At 69.1% G+C, this 18,049-nt stretch carries 13 protein-coding genes; 5 read left to right on the forward strand and 8 right to left on the reverse strand.

What is annotated here, in order from left to right:
- Positions 1-89 precede the first annotated feature (89 nt).
- Together AL072_RS16450 and AL072_RS16455 are read right to left on the reverse strand one after the other, a co-directional pair.
- Complete coding sequence (locus tag AL072_RS16450) at positions 90-2,300, reverse strand: TonB-dependent receptor (RefSeq protein WP_045583145.1); 2,211 nt, start codon at positions 2,298-2,300, stop codon at positions 90-92.
- A 141-nt stretch (positions 2,301-2,441) separates the two neighbouring features.
- Positions 2,442-2,867: a DUF2946 family protein gene (locus AL072_RS16455; protein WP_245636891.1), complete on the reverse strand. Its 426-nt coding sequence runs from the start codon at positions 2,865-2,867 to the stop codon at positions 2,442-2,444.
- A 581-nt stretch (positions 2,868-3,448) separates the two neighbouring features.
- Between AL072_RS16455 and AL072_RS16460 the strand changes: the two genes are divergently transcribed.
- Both AL072_RS16460 and AL072_RS16465 read left to right on the forward strand, forming a co-directional pair.
- Positions 3,449-4,141 (forward strand): response regulator, encoded by a 693-nt coding sequence (locus AL072_RS16460; protein WP_245636892.1) that lies wholly within the window; start codon positions 3,449-3,451, stop codon positions 4,139-4,141.
- Between the two features lie 5 nt (positions 4,142-4,146).
- Positions 4,147-6,174: a sensor histidine kinase gene (locus tag AL072_RS16465; protein WP_045583143.1), complete on the forward strand. Its 2,028-nt coding sequence runs from the start codon at positions 4,147-4,149 to the stop codon at positions 6,172-6,174.
- Positions 6,175-6,290: 116 nt separating this feature from the next.
- On the opposite strand, the gene AL072_RS16470 is transcribed toward AL072_RS16465, so the two are convergent.
- The 5 genes from AL072_RS16470 to AL072_RS16490 are packed head-to-tail and all read right to left on the reverse strand — an operon-like array spanning position 6,291 to position 11,613.
- Positions 6,291-6,587, reverse strand: coding sequence for a DUF3325 family protein (locus tag AL072_RS16470; protein ID WP_045583142.1), 297 nt, complete (start codon positions 6,585-6,587; stop codon positions 6,291-6,293).
- Complete coding sequence (locus tag AL072_RS16475; RefSeq protein ID WP_045583141.1) at positions 6,584-8,248, reverse strand: PepSY-associated TM helix domain-containing protein; 1,665 nt, start codon at positions 8,246-8,248, stop codon at positions 6,584-6,586. Before AL072_RS16475 ends, AL072_RS16470 begins: the two co-directional genes overlap by 4 nt.
- 26 nt (positions 8,249-8,274) lie before the next feature.
- On the reverse strand, positions 8,275-8,565 hold the full coding sequence (locus AL072_RS16480; protein ID WP_200909870.1) for a DUF3649 domain-containing protein: 291 nt from the start codon (positions 8,563-8,565) through the stop codon (positions 8,275-8,277).
- Complete coding sequence (locus AL072_RS16485; protein ID WP_045583140.1) at positions 8,562-9,293, reverse strand: DUF4198 domain-containing protein; 732 nt, start codon at positions 9,291-9,293, stop codon at positions 8,562-8,564. Before AL072_RS16485 ends, AL072_RS16480 begins: the two co-directional genes overlap by 4 nt.
- A 28-nt stretch (positions 9,294-9,321) precedes the next feature.
- The gene (locus tag AL072_RS16490) at positions 9,322-11,613 is read right to left on the reverse strand and encodes a TonB-dependent receptor (RefSeq protein WP_245636893.1); all 2,292 of its coding nucleotides are present in this window, start codon (positions 11,611-11,613) and stop codon (positions 9,322-9,324) included.
- Between the two features lie 438 nt (positions 11,614-12,051).
- Between AL072_RS16490 and AL072_RS16495 the strand changes: the two genes are divergently transcribed.
- The 3 genes from AL072_RS16495 to AL072_RS16505 all read left to right on the forward strand — a co-directional run bounded on the left by AL072_RS16495 (position 12,052) and on the right by AL072_RS16505 (position 16,273).
- Positions 12,052-12,579, forward strand: coding sequence for an RNA polymerase sigma factor (locus AL072_RS16495; protein WP_045583139.1), 528 nt, complete (start codon positions 12,052-12,054; stop codon positions 12,577-12,579).
- 107 nt (positions 12,580-12,686) lie between these two features.
- Positions 12,687-13,676: a FecR family protein gene (locus AL072_RS16500; RefSeq protein WP_063840361.1), complete on the forward strand. Its 990-nt coding sequence runs from the start codon at positions 12,687-12,689 to the stop codon at positions 13,674-13,676.
- Between the two features lie 182 nt (positions 13,677-13,858).
- On the forward strand, positions 13,859-16,273 hold the full coding sequence (locus AL072_RS16505) for a TonB-dependent siderophore receptor (RefSeq protein ID WP_045583138.1): 2,415 nt from the start codon (positions 13,859-13,861) through the stop codon (positions 16,271-16,273).
- Between the two features lie 16 nt (positions 16,274-16,289).
- On the opposite strand, the gene AL072_RS16510 is transcribed toward AL072_RS16505, so the two are convergent.
- Positions 16,290-17,741, reverse strand: coding sequence for a sigma-54 interaction domain-containing protein (locus tag AL072_RS16510; protein WP_045583137.1), 1,452 nt, complete (start codon positions 17,739-17,741; stop codon positions 16,290-16,292).
- Positions 17,742-18,049 lie beyond the last annotated feature (308 nt).

Genomic DNA, 18,049 nt, shown 5'->3' on the forward strand with positions numbered 1-18,049 from the left:
CGGTCGGCGGCCAGCCATTCCTTTTTCGGATTCCCCCGCCGGTCGGCCGTCCGCTCCGGCGCCGGATGGAATATCCGGAATGTTGCGGTTCAGAACTTCACGGTCAGGCCGGCGACGAAGGAGCGTCCCGCCCCCGGCAGCGGTCCCGCCGTGCCCCGGCTTCCCCCGGCGCGGTAGTCGGCGTAATCGACGCCGCCCAGCGGCGGATAATAGGCCTGGTCGAGCAGGTTCTCGATGCCGGCATCGACCCGGACATTGCCCCACTCGTACCCCGTCCGCAGGTTGACCAGCGCGTAGCCCGGCGTCTCCGGCTCGTTGCGTGCCGTCTCCACCCGCTCCTTGCGGGCGGTCGCCTGAAGCTCGACCGCGCTGTTCCAGCCGCCCAGCCGGTGCTCCAGCGTCAGCAGGGCGTTGAGCGGCATCATGTGGTACAGCGCGTCGCCGGTGTCGAGGTTGCGGCCCTGCACCCAGCCGACCACGCCGGACAGCCGGACTGTGCCGAGCGCCTCGTCCTCATGGACGGTCGCCGCCGCCGACAGGTTCGCGCCGAACAGGATCGCGTCGTGGTTGGCGAAGCGCAGCTTGACGAAGCCGTTGCCGAGCGTGCCGATCCGCTCGACGTCGATGTAGTTCTGCACATAGGTATAGTAGGGCGTCAGCTTGACCTCCCATGACTTGCGGGCGGCGTCGTGCAGCGACAGGGTGGTGCTGACGGTGTTGGCGACCTCCGGCTTCAGGTCGGGGTTGCCGACATAGCCGTTGGCGTCGCCGAACCAGCCGTTCATGCTGCTCGACATTGCGCCGGTCCCCCAGGCATAGCGCTCGTACAGGTTGGGCGAGCGGGTCTTGCGGGCATAGCCGGCCTCGATCGCGCTGCTGTCGGACGGGGTGTAGCGGGCCAGCGCCGTCACGTCGAAATTGACGTCGGTTCGCCCGCGGCCACGGGCGTTGAAGGCCCGGGCGTCGGCGGCGTCCGGGTTGGCCATCGCCATCATGCCCCCACCCATGCCCAGGGAGTTCTGCCAGGAATAGGGCTGCACCGCCCCGGTGTCCATCCACACCACGTCGTTGCGCACGCCGAGCAGGGTGGTCCAGGCCGGCGACCAGCTCGCTTCCCATTCGGCGAAGGTGCCGACGCGGTTGCGGGTGCCGCCGTTGATGTTCCAGTAGGTCAGCGGGCTCATCATCATGCTGCCCGCCACCGGATCCCACCAGTCGTCCAAATGGGTGTGGCGGAACTCGGTGCCGAAGCGGAGTGTGTCGCGCGCCGACAGCGGCAGCGTCGCCTTGACCGAATAGCCGGCGTCGGTGGTCCGCGTGTCCATCGGCATGCCGCCGCCGGCGGTGCCGCCCTTGTCCTCCAGGAAGTTCATGCTGTGCTCGGTCCGCCGCCAGTTGGCCCGGACGTCCAGCGCTCCCCAATCGAAGCTTCCTTCATAGCGGCCATTGACGAACAGGCTGCGGTTGTCGGTCAGGTCCATGCGCTGGGTGGGAAAGCCCTGGTAGGGCATGGTCTGGATGCCGCCCTGCAGGGTCAGCCGGTGCCCGTCGCGCTGCGCGCCGAGCGTGACCGCATTGTCCTGCACATTGTAGAGCGTCGAGCGGACGGTCCGGCCGTTGCCCGCCTCGTAATTCCCGGAACGGCTCCAGGATCCGTCATAGCGCAGGCTGACGGTGTCGTTGGCGACCGTCGCCTCGGCGGCCCCGGACACGCCGTGGCCGTTGGAGCGGTAGAAGGCCGACAGCTTGCCCTCGGTGTACACAGCCTCGCCCGGCGCGGCGAAGACCGGAGGCGCGCTTTCGACCGAGATGGTGCCGGCGATGCTGTCGCCGCCGGCGCTGACCGGGGTGATGCCGGCCAGCACCTCGACCTTCGACACCCGTGTCGGCGCGATGGCGGAGAGCGCCGGGTTCATCTGGTTGGGGCAGGCGGGGGCGATGGGGGCGCCGTCGACCAGCACGTTGACGCGGTCGGCGCCCAGCCCGTTCAGCGCCGGCAGGCTCGACACGCCGCCGTTGCCGTAGAGGCTGACGCCGGGCAGCCCGCGCAGCAGCGCGGCGACGTCGCTGGTCGAGGTCAGGCGGGCGGCCAACCCGCTTCCGTTCGGCCCGCTTCCGCCAAGGCCGCTGCCGGCCGGCAGGGCATCGTCGGGGCTGGCGATCACGGAGATGGCGGGAAGCGACTGGGCGGGCGAAGGGGCGGTTTGGGCCAGGGTGCCGGCGGGCGACAGCCCGGCCAGTGCGGCACCCGACAGCAGGGCCGCGCGCAGGGCGCCGGCCGCGGTGAAACGCGACGTCATGAAGAACCTCGATCGGGGAACAGCCGGACGGTCGCCGCGCGGCGGAGGCGCGGGTCGAACCGTGGGGCCGTAGCAGCAGGGGGACGGCAGGCGCGGGCATTGGCGCGACCGGAAGCGCGCGACGATCCCGCGGTTGCGGTCTCAGGCCGGCGGTGCGCGTGCCTGGAGGGTGGAGAGGAACCAGCCGGCCAGGATCAGCGCGCCGGGCAGGGCCGTTGCGCCGTGCCGGATCACGCTGTCCTGCGTCACCAGGAAAAGCGGCGGCGGCAGATGCAGCCCGGCGATCAGCGGGCACAGCGGGCAGCCTCCGCCGTCCGCATGCCCGTCCGGAAGATCCGGCGCTTGTCCCGATGGCAGTTCCGCGCCGGCCGGCGGGCCGTCGACGTCGAGAAGAACCATTCCCTCGGCGGTGCAGACGGCGATCCCGCCGCCGCTCCCGCCGGCCGGAGCGGACATCGCCGGCATGAGCAGCGCCCAGGCGAACAGCTGGACCAGCAATGCCGCCATGCCGGCCGTCAGGCCGACGCGGCGCAACCCGCGGCGCAACCCCTGGCCGGCCGCGGTCACCGGCAGGAGCCCGCGCAGCGCAGACGGAAAGCCCCGGCGCCGGCGGCATCGCCGATCCGTCCATGGACATCCTCCGGCCGGACGGCCGGCGCCGGGCGCTCCAGATTCCTCATGGCAAGGGGTATTGCACGATGGTCATATGCTGTAAAGCGGGGCGCGAAGTCGCCCCCCGGAAGTCGAGCCACTCCTCGACCCCTTCGATCCAGGCGGCGCCGTTCCGCCGGGCGACGTCCAGCTCCACCGCCGGCGACACCGCGGCGAAACGCCGCGCCAGTCGGCCTCCCCGCTGCGGACACGCTCCCGCCCGGCGATGCGGCGCCACTCCTCCGGCACGTCCGCAGGCTGTCCGGGCGGGACGGGGAGGGTGCGAGGCGTGTGGCCGGTGCAGGCATCGGCGGCCCCGTGTGGAGTTGCCGCATCGGCATATGGATCATGTCGGCATGCGCGCCGGGGCAGCATGCGCGCCGCCGCATGCCGGCGGCATCCCGTTTTCATGGTATGGTCATGTCCCGCCGCTGCCCGGTATGATACCGGTTGCGCCGGATTTTCGATCCGGCAACAGTCCGTATGGGGTCGCTATAGTGGATCAGGCAGGATCGGCCGACGGAGGCAACGGTGTCATCTCGGTGATCCTGGTGGAGGACGACGCCCCGACCCGGGATTTCCTGGCCGCGTCGCTGGCCGCGGGCGCGGGCATCGTGCTGCTGGCCTCGGCCGGATCGCTGGCGGAGGCGCGCGCGGCGCTGGAAAACCACCGTCCACGCGTTCTGGTGACCGACCTGAAGCTTCCCGACGGCCATGGCAGCGAGCTGATCCGCGAGGTGCGGCAGCGCATGCCGGAGACCGAGATCATGGTGATCTCGGTCCTGGGGGACGAGCTGTCGGTGATGCAGGCGGTGCGTGCCGGTGCCTCGGGCTACATCCTGAAGGACGCGCGGCCGATCGACCTGATCGTGGCGGTGCATGACCTGACCAACGGCCGCTCCCCCATCTCCGCCTCCATCGCCCGCCACATCATCCGCCAGTCCCAGGCCGCCCCGCCGGCCGCGGCGGCGGAGGAGGCGCCGCCGCCCGCCCTGACCCCGCGCGAGATGGACATCCTGTGGGGCATCGCCAAGGGCTTCACATACAACGACATCGCGGCCCGGCTCGGCATCAGCCGGCAGACGGTGCCGAGCCACATCAAGAACATCTACCGCAAGCTCGAGGTCAATTCCCGCAGCGAAGCGGTCTACACTGCGGTGGAACGGAAAATCATCAAGCTGTCGGACTGACCCCCGTGAGCCAACACATCGCCGGTCTGCCGGTGCCCGGCCAACCCCTGCCCGGCCAACCCCTGCGGACGCGCCTGCGGGCATGGCTGAGGGCATGGCTGAGGGGACGCGGGCCGCTGCTGCTTGTGTATTATGCGTTGGCCACGGCGTTCGGTCTGGGGCTGGTGACGGCGATCCCGACGGTTCCGCAGGGCGTCCTGACCATCGACGAGGCGCAATTCTCCCCGGTGCCCGCGGACCGGGACATCGGCAGGCCGCCCCCCGAAGCGATGCCGGCGGAGGCGGCGGCCGTCTCGCTTCCCCATCGCTGCAAGGCGGTGCCCGATCCCATCGGCTGTTCCGGCCTGTTCCGCCTGACCTTCCGCTACGACCCGCACACGGAGGAGCCCTGGTCGGTCTATGTGCCGCTCCTGTCCGGGCGCATAACCCTGTGGGTGAACGGGGTGCTGCTGGCCGACAGCCGGAACCTGCAATCCGACGTGGTCGTCAACCAGTTGATCCCGCTGATCCAGCCGATTCCCAAACCGTTCCTGAACGGCGGCGAGAACCGGATCGACATCCGCATGGAGGCCTGGAGCCAGGGCGGCGGTTTTCTCGACACCGTGCTGGTCGGCGCCGACCACCTGCTTCGCCCCGCCTACAACCAACGCGAATGGATGATGGGCACGCTGCCGCGCCTGCTGGTGGCGTGGCAGGCGGCCTTGTGCCTGTCCCTGCTGATCGTGTGGATCGGCTGCCGGGACGAGCCGATCCATTTGCTGATGAGCCTGATCCTCGGGCTCGGCGTGCTCCAGGGCCTGCCGCTGTTCCTCACCGAGCTGAACGGGCTGGAATGGCCGCTGCGCGTCATCAATTTCACCGGCCAATGGCAGGCGGCGCTGCTGCCCATCGTGATGGCCCGTCTGGTCGGGCGCAGATTGACAGTTCCCATCTGGCTGCTGTTGCTGGTGCCGGCGGTGATCACCGTGGCGTTCCTGGTCGCCTCCCTCGACCCGGCGCAGCTGCAGCCATGGTTCGCCCCGCTGTGGCTGTTCGTCGGCATTCCCTGGGGGACGGTCATTCTGGGCTGGTCGATCTGGATCGCGCTGTCCGCGGCGGTCCGCCGGAACCACGCCGCCGCCCAGCTCGTGCTGGGCGGCCTGATCGTCGTCAGCCTGATGGTCGGCCATGACATCCTGTCGGTGATCGGCGTGCTGGGCCTGCGCGTGCCGTCGCTGACCCGCTACATGGCGCCCCTGCTGATGACGGTGATCAGCGCCACGCTGATGTGGCGGTTTGCCCAGGCGCTGGGCGAGGTCAACCGCTTCAACGACGTGCTGCGGCAGGAGGTGGCGGCGGCCGAGGTCGAGCTGCGGGCCAGCTTCGCCCGCGAGCATGCGCAGACCCATGTCACCGCGCTGGAAAGCGAACGGCTGCGCCTGACCCGCGACCTGCATGACGGGCTGGCCGGGCAGCTGGTGTCGATCGTCGCCCAATGCGAGCTGCCGCAGCGCGATTACCGCCGCATCGGCGCGGCGGCGCGGCAGGCGCTGGACGATCTGCGGCTGGTGGTGGCGTCGCTGGACGATGTCGGCAACGATCTGGGCATGATGCTGGCCCAGTTCCACGACCGCATCGGCCCGCAGCTCCAGGCCCAGGGGATCGAGCTCGACTGGCAGATGGCGCCGCTGCCCGATGTCGAGGGGTTGAGGTCGGAACATGCGCTGACCCTGTTCCGCATCCTCCAGGAGGCCGTCACCAACGCGGTGCGCCATTCCGGCTGCCGCCGGGTCGCCATCGTCATGGCGCCGGCTCCGGCTCCGGACGGCGGGCCTGATGCCGCGCTGCGCTTCGCGGTCCGGATCGTCGTGCGGGACGAAGGCTGCGGCATCCCCGGCGGCATCCTCGAAGGGAGCGGCGCCGCGCGGCCCGGCAAGGGGCTGAACAACATGCGGCAGCGCGCCGCGACGCTGGGTGCGGATCTCGCCATGCTCAGCGGCCCGGACGGCACCCGGATCGTCATCGACCTGCCGTTCCGCCTTCCCGGCTTCTGACCGGATCGGATAGACAGTCTCTCGATCCTGCCCGTGCCCGACTTTGCAAAACCACCGCTCCTGATCCTGGCAGGTCAGGATCAGGAGCCGTCGGCATGGGCCTCGCCGCGGGCGCCCTACCGGCGCGCGGGCGCACCGGCGGCCCGCCTCATGTAGCCGATCAGCGTGCAATGCACGATGCCGGCGGTCAGGCTGGTGTGGCCGCTGAACATGACGAGGCCGAGGCCCCAGCCCTGCCGGCCGACGAGAACGCCCAGCGCCAGCAGCAGGGCGGCGCTGCCGGCGGTGCGCAGCGCGCGCGTGGTGGGTTTCGGCAGCGACCGCCCGAACAGCTCGTGCTGCTGGCGGTCCATCGCCAGGGCCAGCGCGGCGAACCCGGCCAGGCACAGCGCGAAGGGCAACAGATGGGTCATGCTTCCCCCTTGCGCGGCAGGGCGCCGGCCATCCGTTCACGGTCGGTCGCTTCGCGATCCGATGCGCCCCCGGATCGTGTCTTTTGAACTCCGGACCGGACTTTCGGCCGGTGCCGCGCCGTCCTGATCGCCAGGGCGGCATGGAGCGCGGCCAGCGCCCAGCACATCAGGTCCATGCCGGCGAACACCCAATCGCCGTCGGCCAGGCTGTGCCACAGCGGCCGTTCCGTGGTCAGCGCATTCAGCAGCGGCAGCAACGCCAGCAGCGCCGCAGCCGCCCACAGCTGCTCGATCCACGCCTTGCGCACCGGACGCAGCACGGCATGGACCAGCGCCAGCGCCCAGACGATGAAGAAGACATGGATTTCCCAGGCGGCCCGCTCGGCCATCCCCGGCGGCAGCAGGCGGTTGCCCCACAGGAACGCCGTCATGGCGACCGACAGCCCGGCGATGCTGGCGATGTTCAGCCGCTCGACCAGACGGAAGCCGAGATGCGGCCGGTCCGGATCGGGCAGCTTCTGCCGCCGCTTGACGATCCACATCACCAGCCCGGTGCCCACCATCGCCGTGCCGGCGAGGCTGACCAGGAAATAGAGCCAGCGCGTCACGCTGTCGCTGAAGCGCCCCAGATGCAGCGCATAGAGCACGCCGCGCGTCTCCGCCGCCGGGCCGACGCCCTCATGGACCGCGACCAGCCGGCCGGTGGTGCCCTCGAACTCCAGATATTGCGGACTCATGGAGACGCGCCCGGCATCGCCGCGCGCCACCGCGACCCGCGCCGCCGCATCGCCGGGATTGGTGGCGGTGACGCGCCCGACCGCGTCGCGGCCCCAGCGCTCCTCGGCCTGCCGCACCATGTCCGCGACCGGGGCGAGCGGCACGCTCCGCCCGCTGGGCTGGCCCGGCTGGATGAAGGCGCTGAGCTCGGCGGTCAGCTGCCGGCGCTCGGCCTGGCTCTTGAAGGCCGCCTGCTCGCCCCACGGCATGTAGAGCGCCATCAGCGTGACCAGCCCGGTGTAGGTGATCATGAAGTGGAAGGGCAGCCCGAACACCGACAGCGCATTGTGGGCGTCGAGCCACGAGCGCTGTCCCTTCCCCCAGCGGAAGGTGAAGAAATCGACGAAGATCTTCTTGTGGGTGATGACGCCGCTGACGATGGCCACCAGCATGAACATCGCCGCCGCGCCGGCGATCCACCGCCCCCACAGCACCGGCATATAGTGGAACTGGAAATGGAAGCGGTAGAAGAAGTCGCCGCCCATCGTGTCGCGTGCGCTCACCGTGCGCCCGGTGGCGGGATCGAAATATCCCTCTCCGAAGCCGCGCTGGCCCGGTGTGCGCGGCGCCGTGCGCCAGAAGGCGTAGACGCTGTTGTTGCGCGCGTCGGGCAGGCGCATGCTCCATTGCGGGCTGCCCGGCGCAACGCCGGCCAGCTCGTCGGCGATGCGCTGGGCCACCGATGCCGGATCGGGCACCTCGGTCTGGTGCGCCAGCTCCGGCCGCATCCATTGCGACAGCTCGTCCTTGAAATAGGCCACCGTCCCGGTGAGGAACATGGCATAGAGAATCCAGCCGAGCAGCAGCCCGGTCCAGCTGTGCAGGCCGGACATGCTCTGGCGGATGCCTTGGCCGGCAGGGCGTGGCGCTTTGGCCGTTTTCATCGGGCTTTCCCCACGGACAGTCCCCGTCACCAGACGGACCACGCCGCCGCCAGCAGCGGCGCGGCCACGATAAGAAGGCCCGCCCAGGCCCGCAGCGCGCTGCGCACCGCGAAGACCCAGATGACGGCGCCGGCATAGATGGCGAAGCTCGCCAGCATCCCGGTCAGCACCGCCTGCGGCTTGGCCATGGGAAGCGCGAGCACCGCCACGCTGGCCAGCGCCGCCAGCGCATAGCCGCCGAACAGGGCGGCGGCGATGCGCGAGACGAGCGGGCCGAAATCGCGGATCCAACGGATCCAGCCGGCCATGGCGGTCATTTGCCGGGGGCTGCGGCCGGTCCCGCGGGGATCGGCGCCAGACCGTCGGCATGGACGTAGGTCAGCGTGGTGACATAGCTCACGCCGTCATACTTCTCGGCGCCGTTGGCACCCGGACGCTCACCCGGGCTGCGCTCGTTGACGGCGACCTCGGCGACGTAGGTGCCCTTCCACGGCATGTCGAAGCTCACCAGCCCCTGCTCGTCGGTATGGCCCTCCTTCGCCCAGCCGGATTGCGTCACCAGCGTCACCTTGGCCTTGGCCTTGGGCTGGCCCTTGTAGAACAGCTTGAACTGGCCCGGCTTGCCGGCCGGCACCAGATCGAGCGCCAGTTTCGGCTGCTGTTCGGCGAAGCCGGTGATCAGACGCGCGGCGGGATGGAACCAGTTGGTGGTGTCCTTGTCGCCCTGCTTCCAGCTGTAGAGCGGGTATTGCGCGTCTTCGGCCACGATGCTCTCGCCGTCCGCGGCCTTGAAGGGCAGGGTGAAGCCGTCCGTGCTCTTGGCGGCATCGGACGCCCGCTCGCCCTTGGCGGAGACCAGCGTGCCGGCCGGCTTGACGAACTTGTCGAGCAGCCCGGGCGACGCCTCGCGCAGGTTCTCGCCGAACTCGCCGAAGCGGATGGTGGCGTTCTGCCCGTCGGGCTGTTCGATCCAGATCTGATGGGCCTGCGCCGGCAAGGCGAAGCCCAGCGCGGCGACGGCGACGATTGCGGAAAATCTGTTCATGGGAATTCCGGCGGCAAAGGGACGTGGATCAGAAATCGACGGTGGCGGACAGCACCACGGTGCGCGGCGCGCCGACGGTGACGTAGGTGCCGGTGGTCAGCCAGTAATCCTTGTCGAACAGGTTCTCGACATTGGCGCGCAGCACGACCGGCTTGCCCGCCACAGTGGCGGAATAGCGGGCGCCGACGTCGAAGCGGGTCCAGCCGTCGAAGCGCAGCGTGTTGGCGTTGGTCAGGTAGGAGCCCGAGGTGTGGATCGCCCGCCCGTTGAGGGAGAGGCCCTGCACCCACGGCGTGTCCCAGTCGAGGCTGGCGGAGAAGGTCTTGTCCGGCACGCCGGCCGCGTCGTTGCCCTGCTCCGCCGCGACGGCGGTCTTGGTCAGCTCCGGGCGCAGGAAGGAGGCGCTGGCCATGGCGCGCAGGCCGGGCAGGATCTCGCCGTAGGCCGACAGCTCCAGGCCGCGGTTGCGCTGCTCGCCGTCATAGGCCAGCTCGTTGGCCGCGTTGCGGATCGAGTTCGGCCGGGACAGCTGGAACACCGCCGCGGTGGTGGTGATGCTGCCCCAATCGACCTTGACCCCGGCCTCGTACTGCTTCGACTTGTAGGGGGCCAGCACCGCGCCGGTGTTGGCGTAGCCGGCGCCGACGATGGTGCCGCGCGACAGCCCCTCGGCATAGTTCGCATAGACCGAGACATGCTCCAGCGGCTTGACGACGAAGCCGGCGAGCGGCGTCGTCGCGCTGGCCTTGTACTTGCTGGTCAGGGCGCCGGTGGTCGTGTTGAAGCTGTCGACCTTCACCGTCTGGTCGCGCACGCCGAGCGTCAGCAGCACCCGCTCGTCGAGGATCGACAGCGTGTCGGCCACCGCGAAGCTGGTGAGCGTCGTCTCGGCCGACTTGCGCGGGTCGGTGCGGGCGGCGGTGATGACGGGCAGCGCCGACGGGCGGTAGATGTTCGAGACGACCGTGCCGGCCGACTGGATGTAGGCATTGCCCTCGTCGCGCCGGAAGCCGCTGTAGCCGACATTCAGCGCGTGGCGGACCGGTCCGGTCTCGAAGCGCCAGCGCAGGCCGGCGGTGCCGCTCACCGTCTCGTTGTAGGAATCGTAATAGGAATTGCGCACCGTGAAGGTGCCGAGCGCGTTCGCCGCCGGGCCGGAAACCGGGAAGACCTGGTCGTTGGTTCCCTTGCGGTAGCCGATGCCGGCATAGGCGGTCAGCGCCTCGGTCACGTCGAACTCGATGTTCGAGGCGACGGTGGTGTCCTTCTGGACCAGCGTCGTTCCCGGATACCAGTTGCTGCGGGCGTCGGGCGGCGACGGAATGGACGGGATGGTGGACAGCAGGCTGATCTGCGGCCGGAAATTGTCCGTGCTGTCATGCTGCCGGATGGCGTCGAGCGACCAGCGCACCCGCTCTCCGCGGTAATCCACCGCCAGCGAGCCGAAGCCGGAGCGCACGTCGCCGTCGTCGATTGAGGCTTCCCCGCCGCGCAGCAGGCCGTTGAAGCGGACACCCCACTCCTTGTTGGTGCCGAAGCGGCGGCTGGCGTCGAGATTGAGGCCGAAATTGGCGTCGCTCAGATAGGTGGTGGTGACGCGGGTCAGCGGCTCCTCGCCGGCGCGCTTGGCAATGATGTTGATGCCGCCGCCGATGCTGCCGCCGGGGGCGATGCCGTTGGCGAGCGCGCCCGGACCCTTGAGCAGCTCGATGCGCTCGATCAGCTGCGACGGCACGCGGTTGGACGACACCAGCCCATACATGCCGTTGAAGCCGACGTCGCCGGCCGGAACGGCGAAGCCGCGGATCTGGAAGGTGTCGTCGAACCCGTTGCTGCCCGTGGTCAGGCGCACCGAGGCGTCGTTGATCAGCGTATCGGCCGCCGTGCGCGCCTGCTGGTCCTCGATCAGCTGCGAGGTGAAATTGACCGTGCTGAACGGCGTGTCCATCACGTTCCGCGTGCCGAGCAGACCGACCGAGCCGCCGCGGGCCACCTGGCCGCCGGCATAGGGCTGTTGCAGCGCGCCTTGCGCCGGCGAGCTGGCGGTGATCTCCAGGACCGGCAGCGTCGTCGCATCGTCGGCCTTGCTTGAAGCAGCCGGGGTCGCGGCCGCCTTGGCCGAAGCCGCCGGGGCCGCGGTTGCCGTCTGGGCAAGGGCCGCGGACGGCAGCGCGAGGCCGCCCGCCAGCACGGCGCCGGCAAGGCTTGCTGCCGTTGCGACCGGGCGCAGGCCGGACATCAGGGCATAAGGAGCAACGGACATGCCGTTGTTGTAGCGGGCGGCTTGGCGCGCAGCGGCCTTGCCGTGGGTACGAGTCATGGTGGCGATTCCCCTGCCAGACGGCATCTTAGGTAACGCAGCTTCAACGCCCGGCACGGTGCCGTTCCAATCGAGTCGAGCAACGGTGCGGATTAGAAAATGCGAATGATTATCATTATAGAAATGTCATGTTGCAACTTTCAAGACCTATCTGGCTGCAGCCAATTTCAATGCTTTAGCGATGTCTTGCGTGTCCATGCTTTTCCTGGAATGCACTTATGGTTGTCTCCTGTGCTCGCGGCATCTGCGGACCGGCTTTCCAATCCTTGCCCGAACACGCATGGGCAGCATCGGGGGCATCGGGCCGGGCCGATGCAAAGGAGGGGGATCGGAGCGGGCGGATCCCCGCCGCCGGGTGCGATGCCGATTCGCGTTTGAGAATCATTATCAATCGGGCTAGGCTGCCCGCCGCTGGGTGGGGAACCGGGAAGGCAGGGGATGGGGGACAGGGAAAAGCCCGGTCTGGTGGCGGGCTTCCAGGAGCATTACGGGGATTTGCTGCGCTTCCTGATCTGGCGGACCGGCGACGCCGACCATGCCGCCGACGTGGCGCAGGACACCTATTTCCGGCTCGCGGCGATCCAGGAGTCTGAAAAGCCGATCGGCAATCTGCGTGCCTACATCCTGAGGGTCGCCCGCAACCTGTCGATCGACCGGCTGCGCCGCGACAAATGGCTGGTCCCGGCCGAGACGGTCGCGGCCGAGGTCGCGGTGGTGGCCGACGACGCCGTTTCGCCGGACGAGGCGCTGCTGTCCAAGGAACGGTTGCGCCTGCTCGACGAGGCCTTGCAGGCCTTGCCGGCCAAACCGCGCGAGGCGCTGCTGCTGCACCGGCTCGGCGGCCTGTCCCAGGCCGAGATCGCCGTCCGCCTGGGTGTTTCGGAAAGCATGGTCACGAAATACGTGGCCCAGGCCATGCAGCATTGCCGGACATGGCGCCAGCGGCTGGACAGCGAAAGATCGTAGGGAAAAATCGTGATGCCGCTCCTGTCGCCGTCGCCGCCGGAAAACGTCCTATGGTAGAGACGACCCGTCCTTCCGCCGCAGGCTGCCCGCCGATGTCCGATCCGCCGATGTCCGATCCGAATGCCTCCATCCTCGACGAGGAAGCGCTTGATTGGCTGGTCCGCGTGAGCTTCGGCACCGCCGGCCCGGACGAGTTCGCGGCATGGCGCGCCCGCAGCCCGGCCCATGAGCGGGCCGCCCGCTCGGCGGAGGCGCTGTGGCGCGACATCGGCCATACCGCGACGGCGGCAGAGTTCTCCCGGCGCGAAGCGGCGCGCGGCCGGCTGCCGCATCTGCCGGCCGGGGCGATGCGCCGCGGCATCGACCGGCGTCCGGGGCACCTGGGCCGCCGGGCCGTCATGACCGGCGCCATGGCGGCGTCGGCCGCCGCGCTGGTCGCCTCCTCCGGGGTGTTCGGCCCGCTGGCCGGGCTCGCCGCCGACCACGCCACCCGGCCGGGGGAGCGCCGCGAGGTGACCCTGCCCGACGGCTCCATGGCGATGCTCAACACCGCCACCGCCCTTTCGGTCCGCTTCACCGCGGCGGAGCGGCGCATCGTCCTGACGGCCGGCGAGGCCTTCTTTGCGGTGGCGAAGGATCCCGACCGGCCCTTCGTGGTGGCGGCGCGCGGCGGCGAGACGCGGGCCGTCGGCACTGCCTTCGCCGTCCGCACCGACGGCGACGAGGTGCGGGTCACCGTCAGCGAGGGCATCGTGGAGGTGACCGCCGCCGCCGGCCTGCCGGTGCGCCTGATTGCCGGGCAGGGGGCGGGCTATGGCGGGGCCGGCAGCCAGCCGCTGCCGCAGCAGGTGAACGAGGCGGCGGCGACGGCGTGGCGGCGCGGCAAGCTGATCTTCAACCAGCGTCCGCTGGTCGAGGTGGCGGCGGAGATGAGCCGCTACCGCCCCGGCCGCGTCGTCGTCGCCAATCCGGATCTGGAGCGTCTGCCGGTGACCGGCGTCTTCGAACTGGACGACCAGGATGCCATGCTGCGCGCCATCGAACAGGCCCTGCCGGTCAGGGTGCTGCACCTGCCGCTGCTGACCGTTCTGCGGTAGGGGCGGGGGTAGGGGCGGCGGCAGGAGCCAGCCCGAAGTTTTTTGCGAAATTCCCGAAAATCTTTTTCCGGCCGCTGTCGCTCGGCCATTCGTCATCCGTCCTTTGGTGGGACGCGAATGATTTGCATTCGCTGATCGGGGGCGTCCCGCTTCATGAACGACTGCCACCAGGGGGATTTGCAATGGCCGTTCGGGCGGTTCGCATCGTCGGGCGAGGGTTTCGCCAGTTTCTTCTGCTGTCCACCGCTTGCGCGGCTCTTGCCGTCCTGCCGGCGCCTCTCGCTGCAGCCACCACCACCGTCGCCCAGGCCGGCGCGGAGCCGGCGATGCGTTTCAGCGTTCCGGCCCAGTCGCTCGACAGCGCGCTGACCGCCTTCGCCGATCAGGCCGGGTTCCGCCTGCTGTTCTCGGCCCCGGCGGTGCAGGGGCTGACCAGCCCGGGCCTGAACGTCACCGCCACCCCGGTGGACGCGCTCAACCAACTGCTGGCCGGCAGCGGCTTCACCTGGCGCTTCACCGGCCCCAAGACCGTCACGCTGGAAAAGGTCGCCGCCGCCGGCGCCGTCCTGCTCGATCCGGTGACGGTGCAGGGCGGCGGGACCGGGCGCGCGACCGCCTACGGTCCGGTGCCGGGCTATGTGGCGACCCGCTCCGCCGGCGCCACCAAGACCGACACCCCGCTGGTCGAGACGCCCCAGAGCATCAGCGTCGTCGGCGCGGAGGAGCTGGAGGCGCGCAATGTCCAGACGCTGGAGGATGCCGTCAAATACACGCCGGGCGTCGTGCTGTCCTACGGCTCGGTCGGCGATTCGCGCAGCTCCTGGTACAAGATGCGCGGCTTTCCGGTCACCACCACCTATTACCGCGATGGGCTGAAGGTCGCCGGCCAGAGCTGGCAGCGGATGGATTCCTTCCTGATGGAGCGGGTCGAGATCCTGCGCGGCCCGGCCTCCGTCATGTACGGCCAGAGCGTTCCCGGCGGCCTGATCAACATGGTCAGCAAGCGCCCGCAGGACGTCCAGTCGGCCGAGGTCGCGGTGGAATACGGCTCCAACGACTGGAAGCGCATCGAAGGCGACATCACCGGCCCGCTGGACCAGGACAAGGAGCTGCTCTACCGCATCACCGCCGCCGTCCAGGACAGCAACGGCCTGAACGGCATCGAGCATGACCGGGCCGACCGCAAGATGATCGCCCCGTCCTTGACCTGGAGGCCGCAGCAGGGGACCAGCGTCACGCTGGCCGCCGTCCATCAGGTGGACGAGAGCCGGGGCTGGACGCCGCGCCGCCGCTACACCACGGCCTACGGCACGACCAATTCCAAGACCTACATGGGCGAGCCGGACTACGACCGCTTTCAACAGGAACAGACCCAGGTCACCTTGCTGGCCGAGCACGCGGTCAGCGACCGCCTGAAATTCTCCTTCGGCGGCCGCTACGCGAAATACGACCTGGATTACCGGCAGGTCTGGCCCGGCAGCTTCCAGGCCAACGGCCGGATCATCAACCGCGCCCAGTATGTCTACGGCCAGGACGCCGAGAACTACGCGTTCGACGCCCGCGCCGAAGGGAAATTCTCCGTCCTCTCCACCGACCACACGCTGTTGGGCGGGGTGGATTATTCCTATCTGAACATGAAGGACGGTTTCGGATCGCGGTCGGTCGAGACCTCGCTCGACCTGTTCAACCCGGTCTACGGGAGCTACGGGTCGGAACCGGCCCTGTCGTTCGACGACGTGGACAGCCGCATGCTGGGCGTCTATGTCCAGGACCAGATCTCGGTCGGCGAGAACTGGGTCTTCCTGCTGGGCGGCCGCCGCGATTTCCCCGGCGTCTCCAGCGGCGTCGGCTACCAGAACGCCTACACCGGCCGCTTCGGCGTCGCCTACAAGACCGGCTTCGGGCTGGTCCCCTATGCCAGCTACGCCGAATCCTTCGAGCCGCAATCGGGCACCGGCTGGGGCGGCACCCGCTTCACGCCCACCACCGGCCGCCAGTACGAGATCGGCGTGAAGTACGAGCCGCAGGGCAGCAACCTGCTGGCGACCGTCGCCTTGTTCGACCTGCGCAAGCAGAATGTGCTGACCACCGACCCCGATCCGACCCATCTGTGCAGCGGCAGCCGGTGCAGCGTGCAGACCGGCGAGGTGAAGTCGCAGGGCGTCGAGCTGGGCCTGACCATGGGGCTGGCCCAGGGGCTGAACGCGGTCGCCGCCTACACCTACAACCCCATCGAGGTGACGAAGAGCAACACCGCCAGCGAGATCGGCCGCCAGCAGTCCGACCAGCCGATCCACACCGCGTCGCTGTGGCTGGATTACGGCGTGCAGGACGGGCCGCTGGAAGGCTTCGGGCTGGGCGGCGGCCTGCGTTTCGTCGGCAAGACCACCAACAATTCCAGCAACGTCACCACCGCCGCCTATGTGATGGACGAGATGATGGTGCGCTACACCGCCGAGGCGTGGCGCCTGTCGGTCAATGTGCGGAACCTGCTGGACCGCGAGGTGGAATACACCTGCACCAAAAACGCGACCCAGTCGATGTGCTACCTCAACGAACCGCTGACCGTCACCGCCCGCGTCTCGCGGAAGTTCTGAGGCGCCCGCAGCCGCATCAATCGTCCGGCTGCACCGGGATGCCGTGCTTGCGCAGCTTGGCATAGAGGTTGGTGCGCGACAGGCCGAGGCTGCGGGCGGCCTCCAGCTTGTTGCCCCGGCAGCCCGCGAGCGCTTCGAGGATGAGCGAGCGTTCCAGATCGTCCATCGCCACGGCCAGCGGGCGTTTCCCGTCCGCCACGGCGATGGACGGATTGGAGCGGCCGAGGTGGGCGTCCGGCGCGGCGCCCGGCAGAATGTCCGCGAAATCCTCGGCCGTGATGCGGTCGCCTTCGGTGCGCACATAGACCTGTTCGACGACATTGGCCAGTTCGCGGACGTTGCCGGGCCAGTCATGGCGCCGCAGCCGGTCGAGCGCCGGCGGCGTGAGGTCGCGCATCGGCTGGTCGAGGCTGAGCGCGACCCTCTCCGAGAACAACGAGGCGAGAATCTCCAGATCGTCCCGGCGGTCGCGCAGCGCCGGCAGTTGGATCGGGAAGACGTTCAGCCGGTAGTAGAGATCGGGCCGGAACGCGCCGCTGCGCACCATCTCGGCCAGCGGCCGGCTGGTCGCCGCGACGATGCGGACATCGACCTTGACCACCTTGTTGGACCCCAGCGGCTCGACCTCGCGCTCCTGCAGGGCGCGCAGCAGCTTGGCCTGCAACGGCAGCGGCATGTCGCCGATCTCGTCGAGGAACAGGGTGCCGCCGTCGGCCAGCTGGAACTTGCCGGGGCGCGGCTGGCGGCCGGCACCGGTGTAGGCCCCCGGCGCGACGCCGAAGAACTCCGCCTCCAGCAGATTTTCGGGAATGGCGGCGGTGTTGACGCCGACGAAGGGGCGGTGCGCGCGGTCGGAGCCGGCATGGATCGACTGCGCCACCAGCTCCTTGCCGGTCCCGGTCTCGCCCAGCAGCAGGACCGCCGAGCGGATCTGGCCGGCCCGGCGCACCAGCCGCTTCACCTCCAGCATCGCCGGGCTGAAGCCGATCAGGTTCTCCACCGTATATTTCGACGCCCGGCTGGCCGCCAACTCCTGTTCCACCCGGTTCAGCCGCGATTGCAGCTTGTTGAAGCGGTCGGCGATCGGCCGGAGATAGGTCAGGCTGTGCTTCAGGGCGAAGGCGAGGGCGCCGATGACCTCCCCCTGTTCGTCGCGCAGCGGCAGGCGGCTGACCAACAGCGTGTGCTCGCCATAGCGCATGATGTCGAGCGGCATCGAGCGGCCGGTTTCAACCACCTCGCGCATCCGGCTGTGCGGGATGACGCGCTCCACCGGCTGGCCGATCGCGTCGGCGGGCGATTGGAATCCAAGCTGCGCCATCAGCTTGTCGTTGAACCAGACATGCTTGTCGTTCGACCAGACGATCCGGACATCCTTGTCGACCAGCAGGGCGCCGTCGATCATCTCGTCGATCATCACCATCAGCGTGCGCGCCGCGGCGAATTGTTCGGCCCGGTCCGTCGGCATACCCAAATCTTCCCCATGACTGACTGTCACTATCAAGAACATTATCTGTCAGAAAAGTGAACACGACGAAAGCGCCAATTTTCAAGGAGGCTGAGGCTCCTGCCGCAACGGCGTGTGCGCAATCTCAAACACCCAGCCTTTGGCTTATTGCAGGAACCGGACAAAAATCATTCTATAACAGATGCTTGACGATTTGGCATGCACTTTGCTTACAAGAAATCCGCAAACGCGGTAGCAACGAACAATCAGCACAGCGCCCTGAAGCGGCGCTGGTACGGCAAAGACGGCGGTTCAGGGCCATCCGGCCA

The organism is Azospirillum thiophilum, from assembly GCF_001305595.1.
In the GTDB taxonomy this organism is placed as follows: Bacteria; Pseudomonadota; Alphaproteobacteria; order Azospirillales; family Azospirillaceae; genus Azospirillum; species Azospirillum thiophilum.

Excerpts from the sequence above, each read along its gene's own strand:
- AL072_RS16480 (WP_200909870.1), bottom strand. The coding sequence starts at position 8,565 with ATGACCGCCATGGCCGGCTGGATCCGTTGGATCCGCGATTTCGGCCCG.
- AL072_RS16470 (WP_045583142.1), bottom strand. The coding sequence starts at position 6,587 with ATGACCCATCTGTTGCCCTTCGCGCTGTGCCTGGCCGGGTTCGCCGCG.
- AL072_RS16450 (WP_045583145.1), bottom strand. The coding sequence starts at position 2,300 with ATGACGTCGCGTTTCACCGCGGCCGGCGCCCTGCGCGCGGCCCTGCTG.
- AL072_RS16510 (WP_045583137.1), bottom strand. The coding sequence starts at position 17,741 with ATGCCGACGGACCGGGCCGAACAATTCGCCGCGGCGCGCACGCTGATG.
- AL072_RS16475 (WP_045583141.1), bottom strand. The coding sequence starts at position 8,248 with ATGAAAACGGCCAAAGCGCCACGCCCTGCCGGCCAAGGCATCCGCCAG.
- AL072_RS16485 (WP_045583140.1), bottom strand. The coding sequence starts at position 9,293 with ATGAACAGATTTTCCGCAATCGTCGCCGTCGCCGCGCTGGGCTTCGCC.
- AL072_RS16495 (WP_045583139.1), top strand. The coding sequence starts at position 12,052 with ATGGGGGACAGGGAAAAGCCCGGTCTGGTGGCGGGCTTCCAGGAGCAT.
- AL072_RS16500 (WP_063840361.1), top strand. The coding sequence starts at position 12,687 with ATGTCCGATCCGAATGCCTCCATCCTCGACGAGGAAGCGCTTGATTGG.
- AL072_RS16490 (WP_245636893.1), bottom strand. The coding sequence starts at position 11,613 with ATGACTCGTACCCACGGCAAGGCCGCTGCGCGCCAAGCCGCCCGCTAC.
- AL072_RS16505 (WP_045583138.1), top strand. The coding sequence starts at position 13,859 with ATGGCCGTTCGGGCGGTTCGCATCGTCGGGCGAGGGTTTCGCCAGTTT.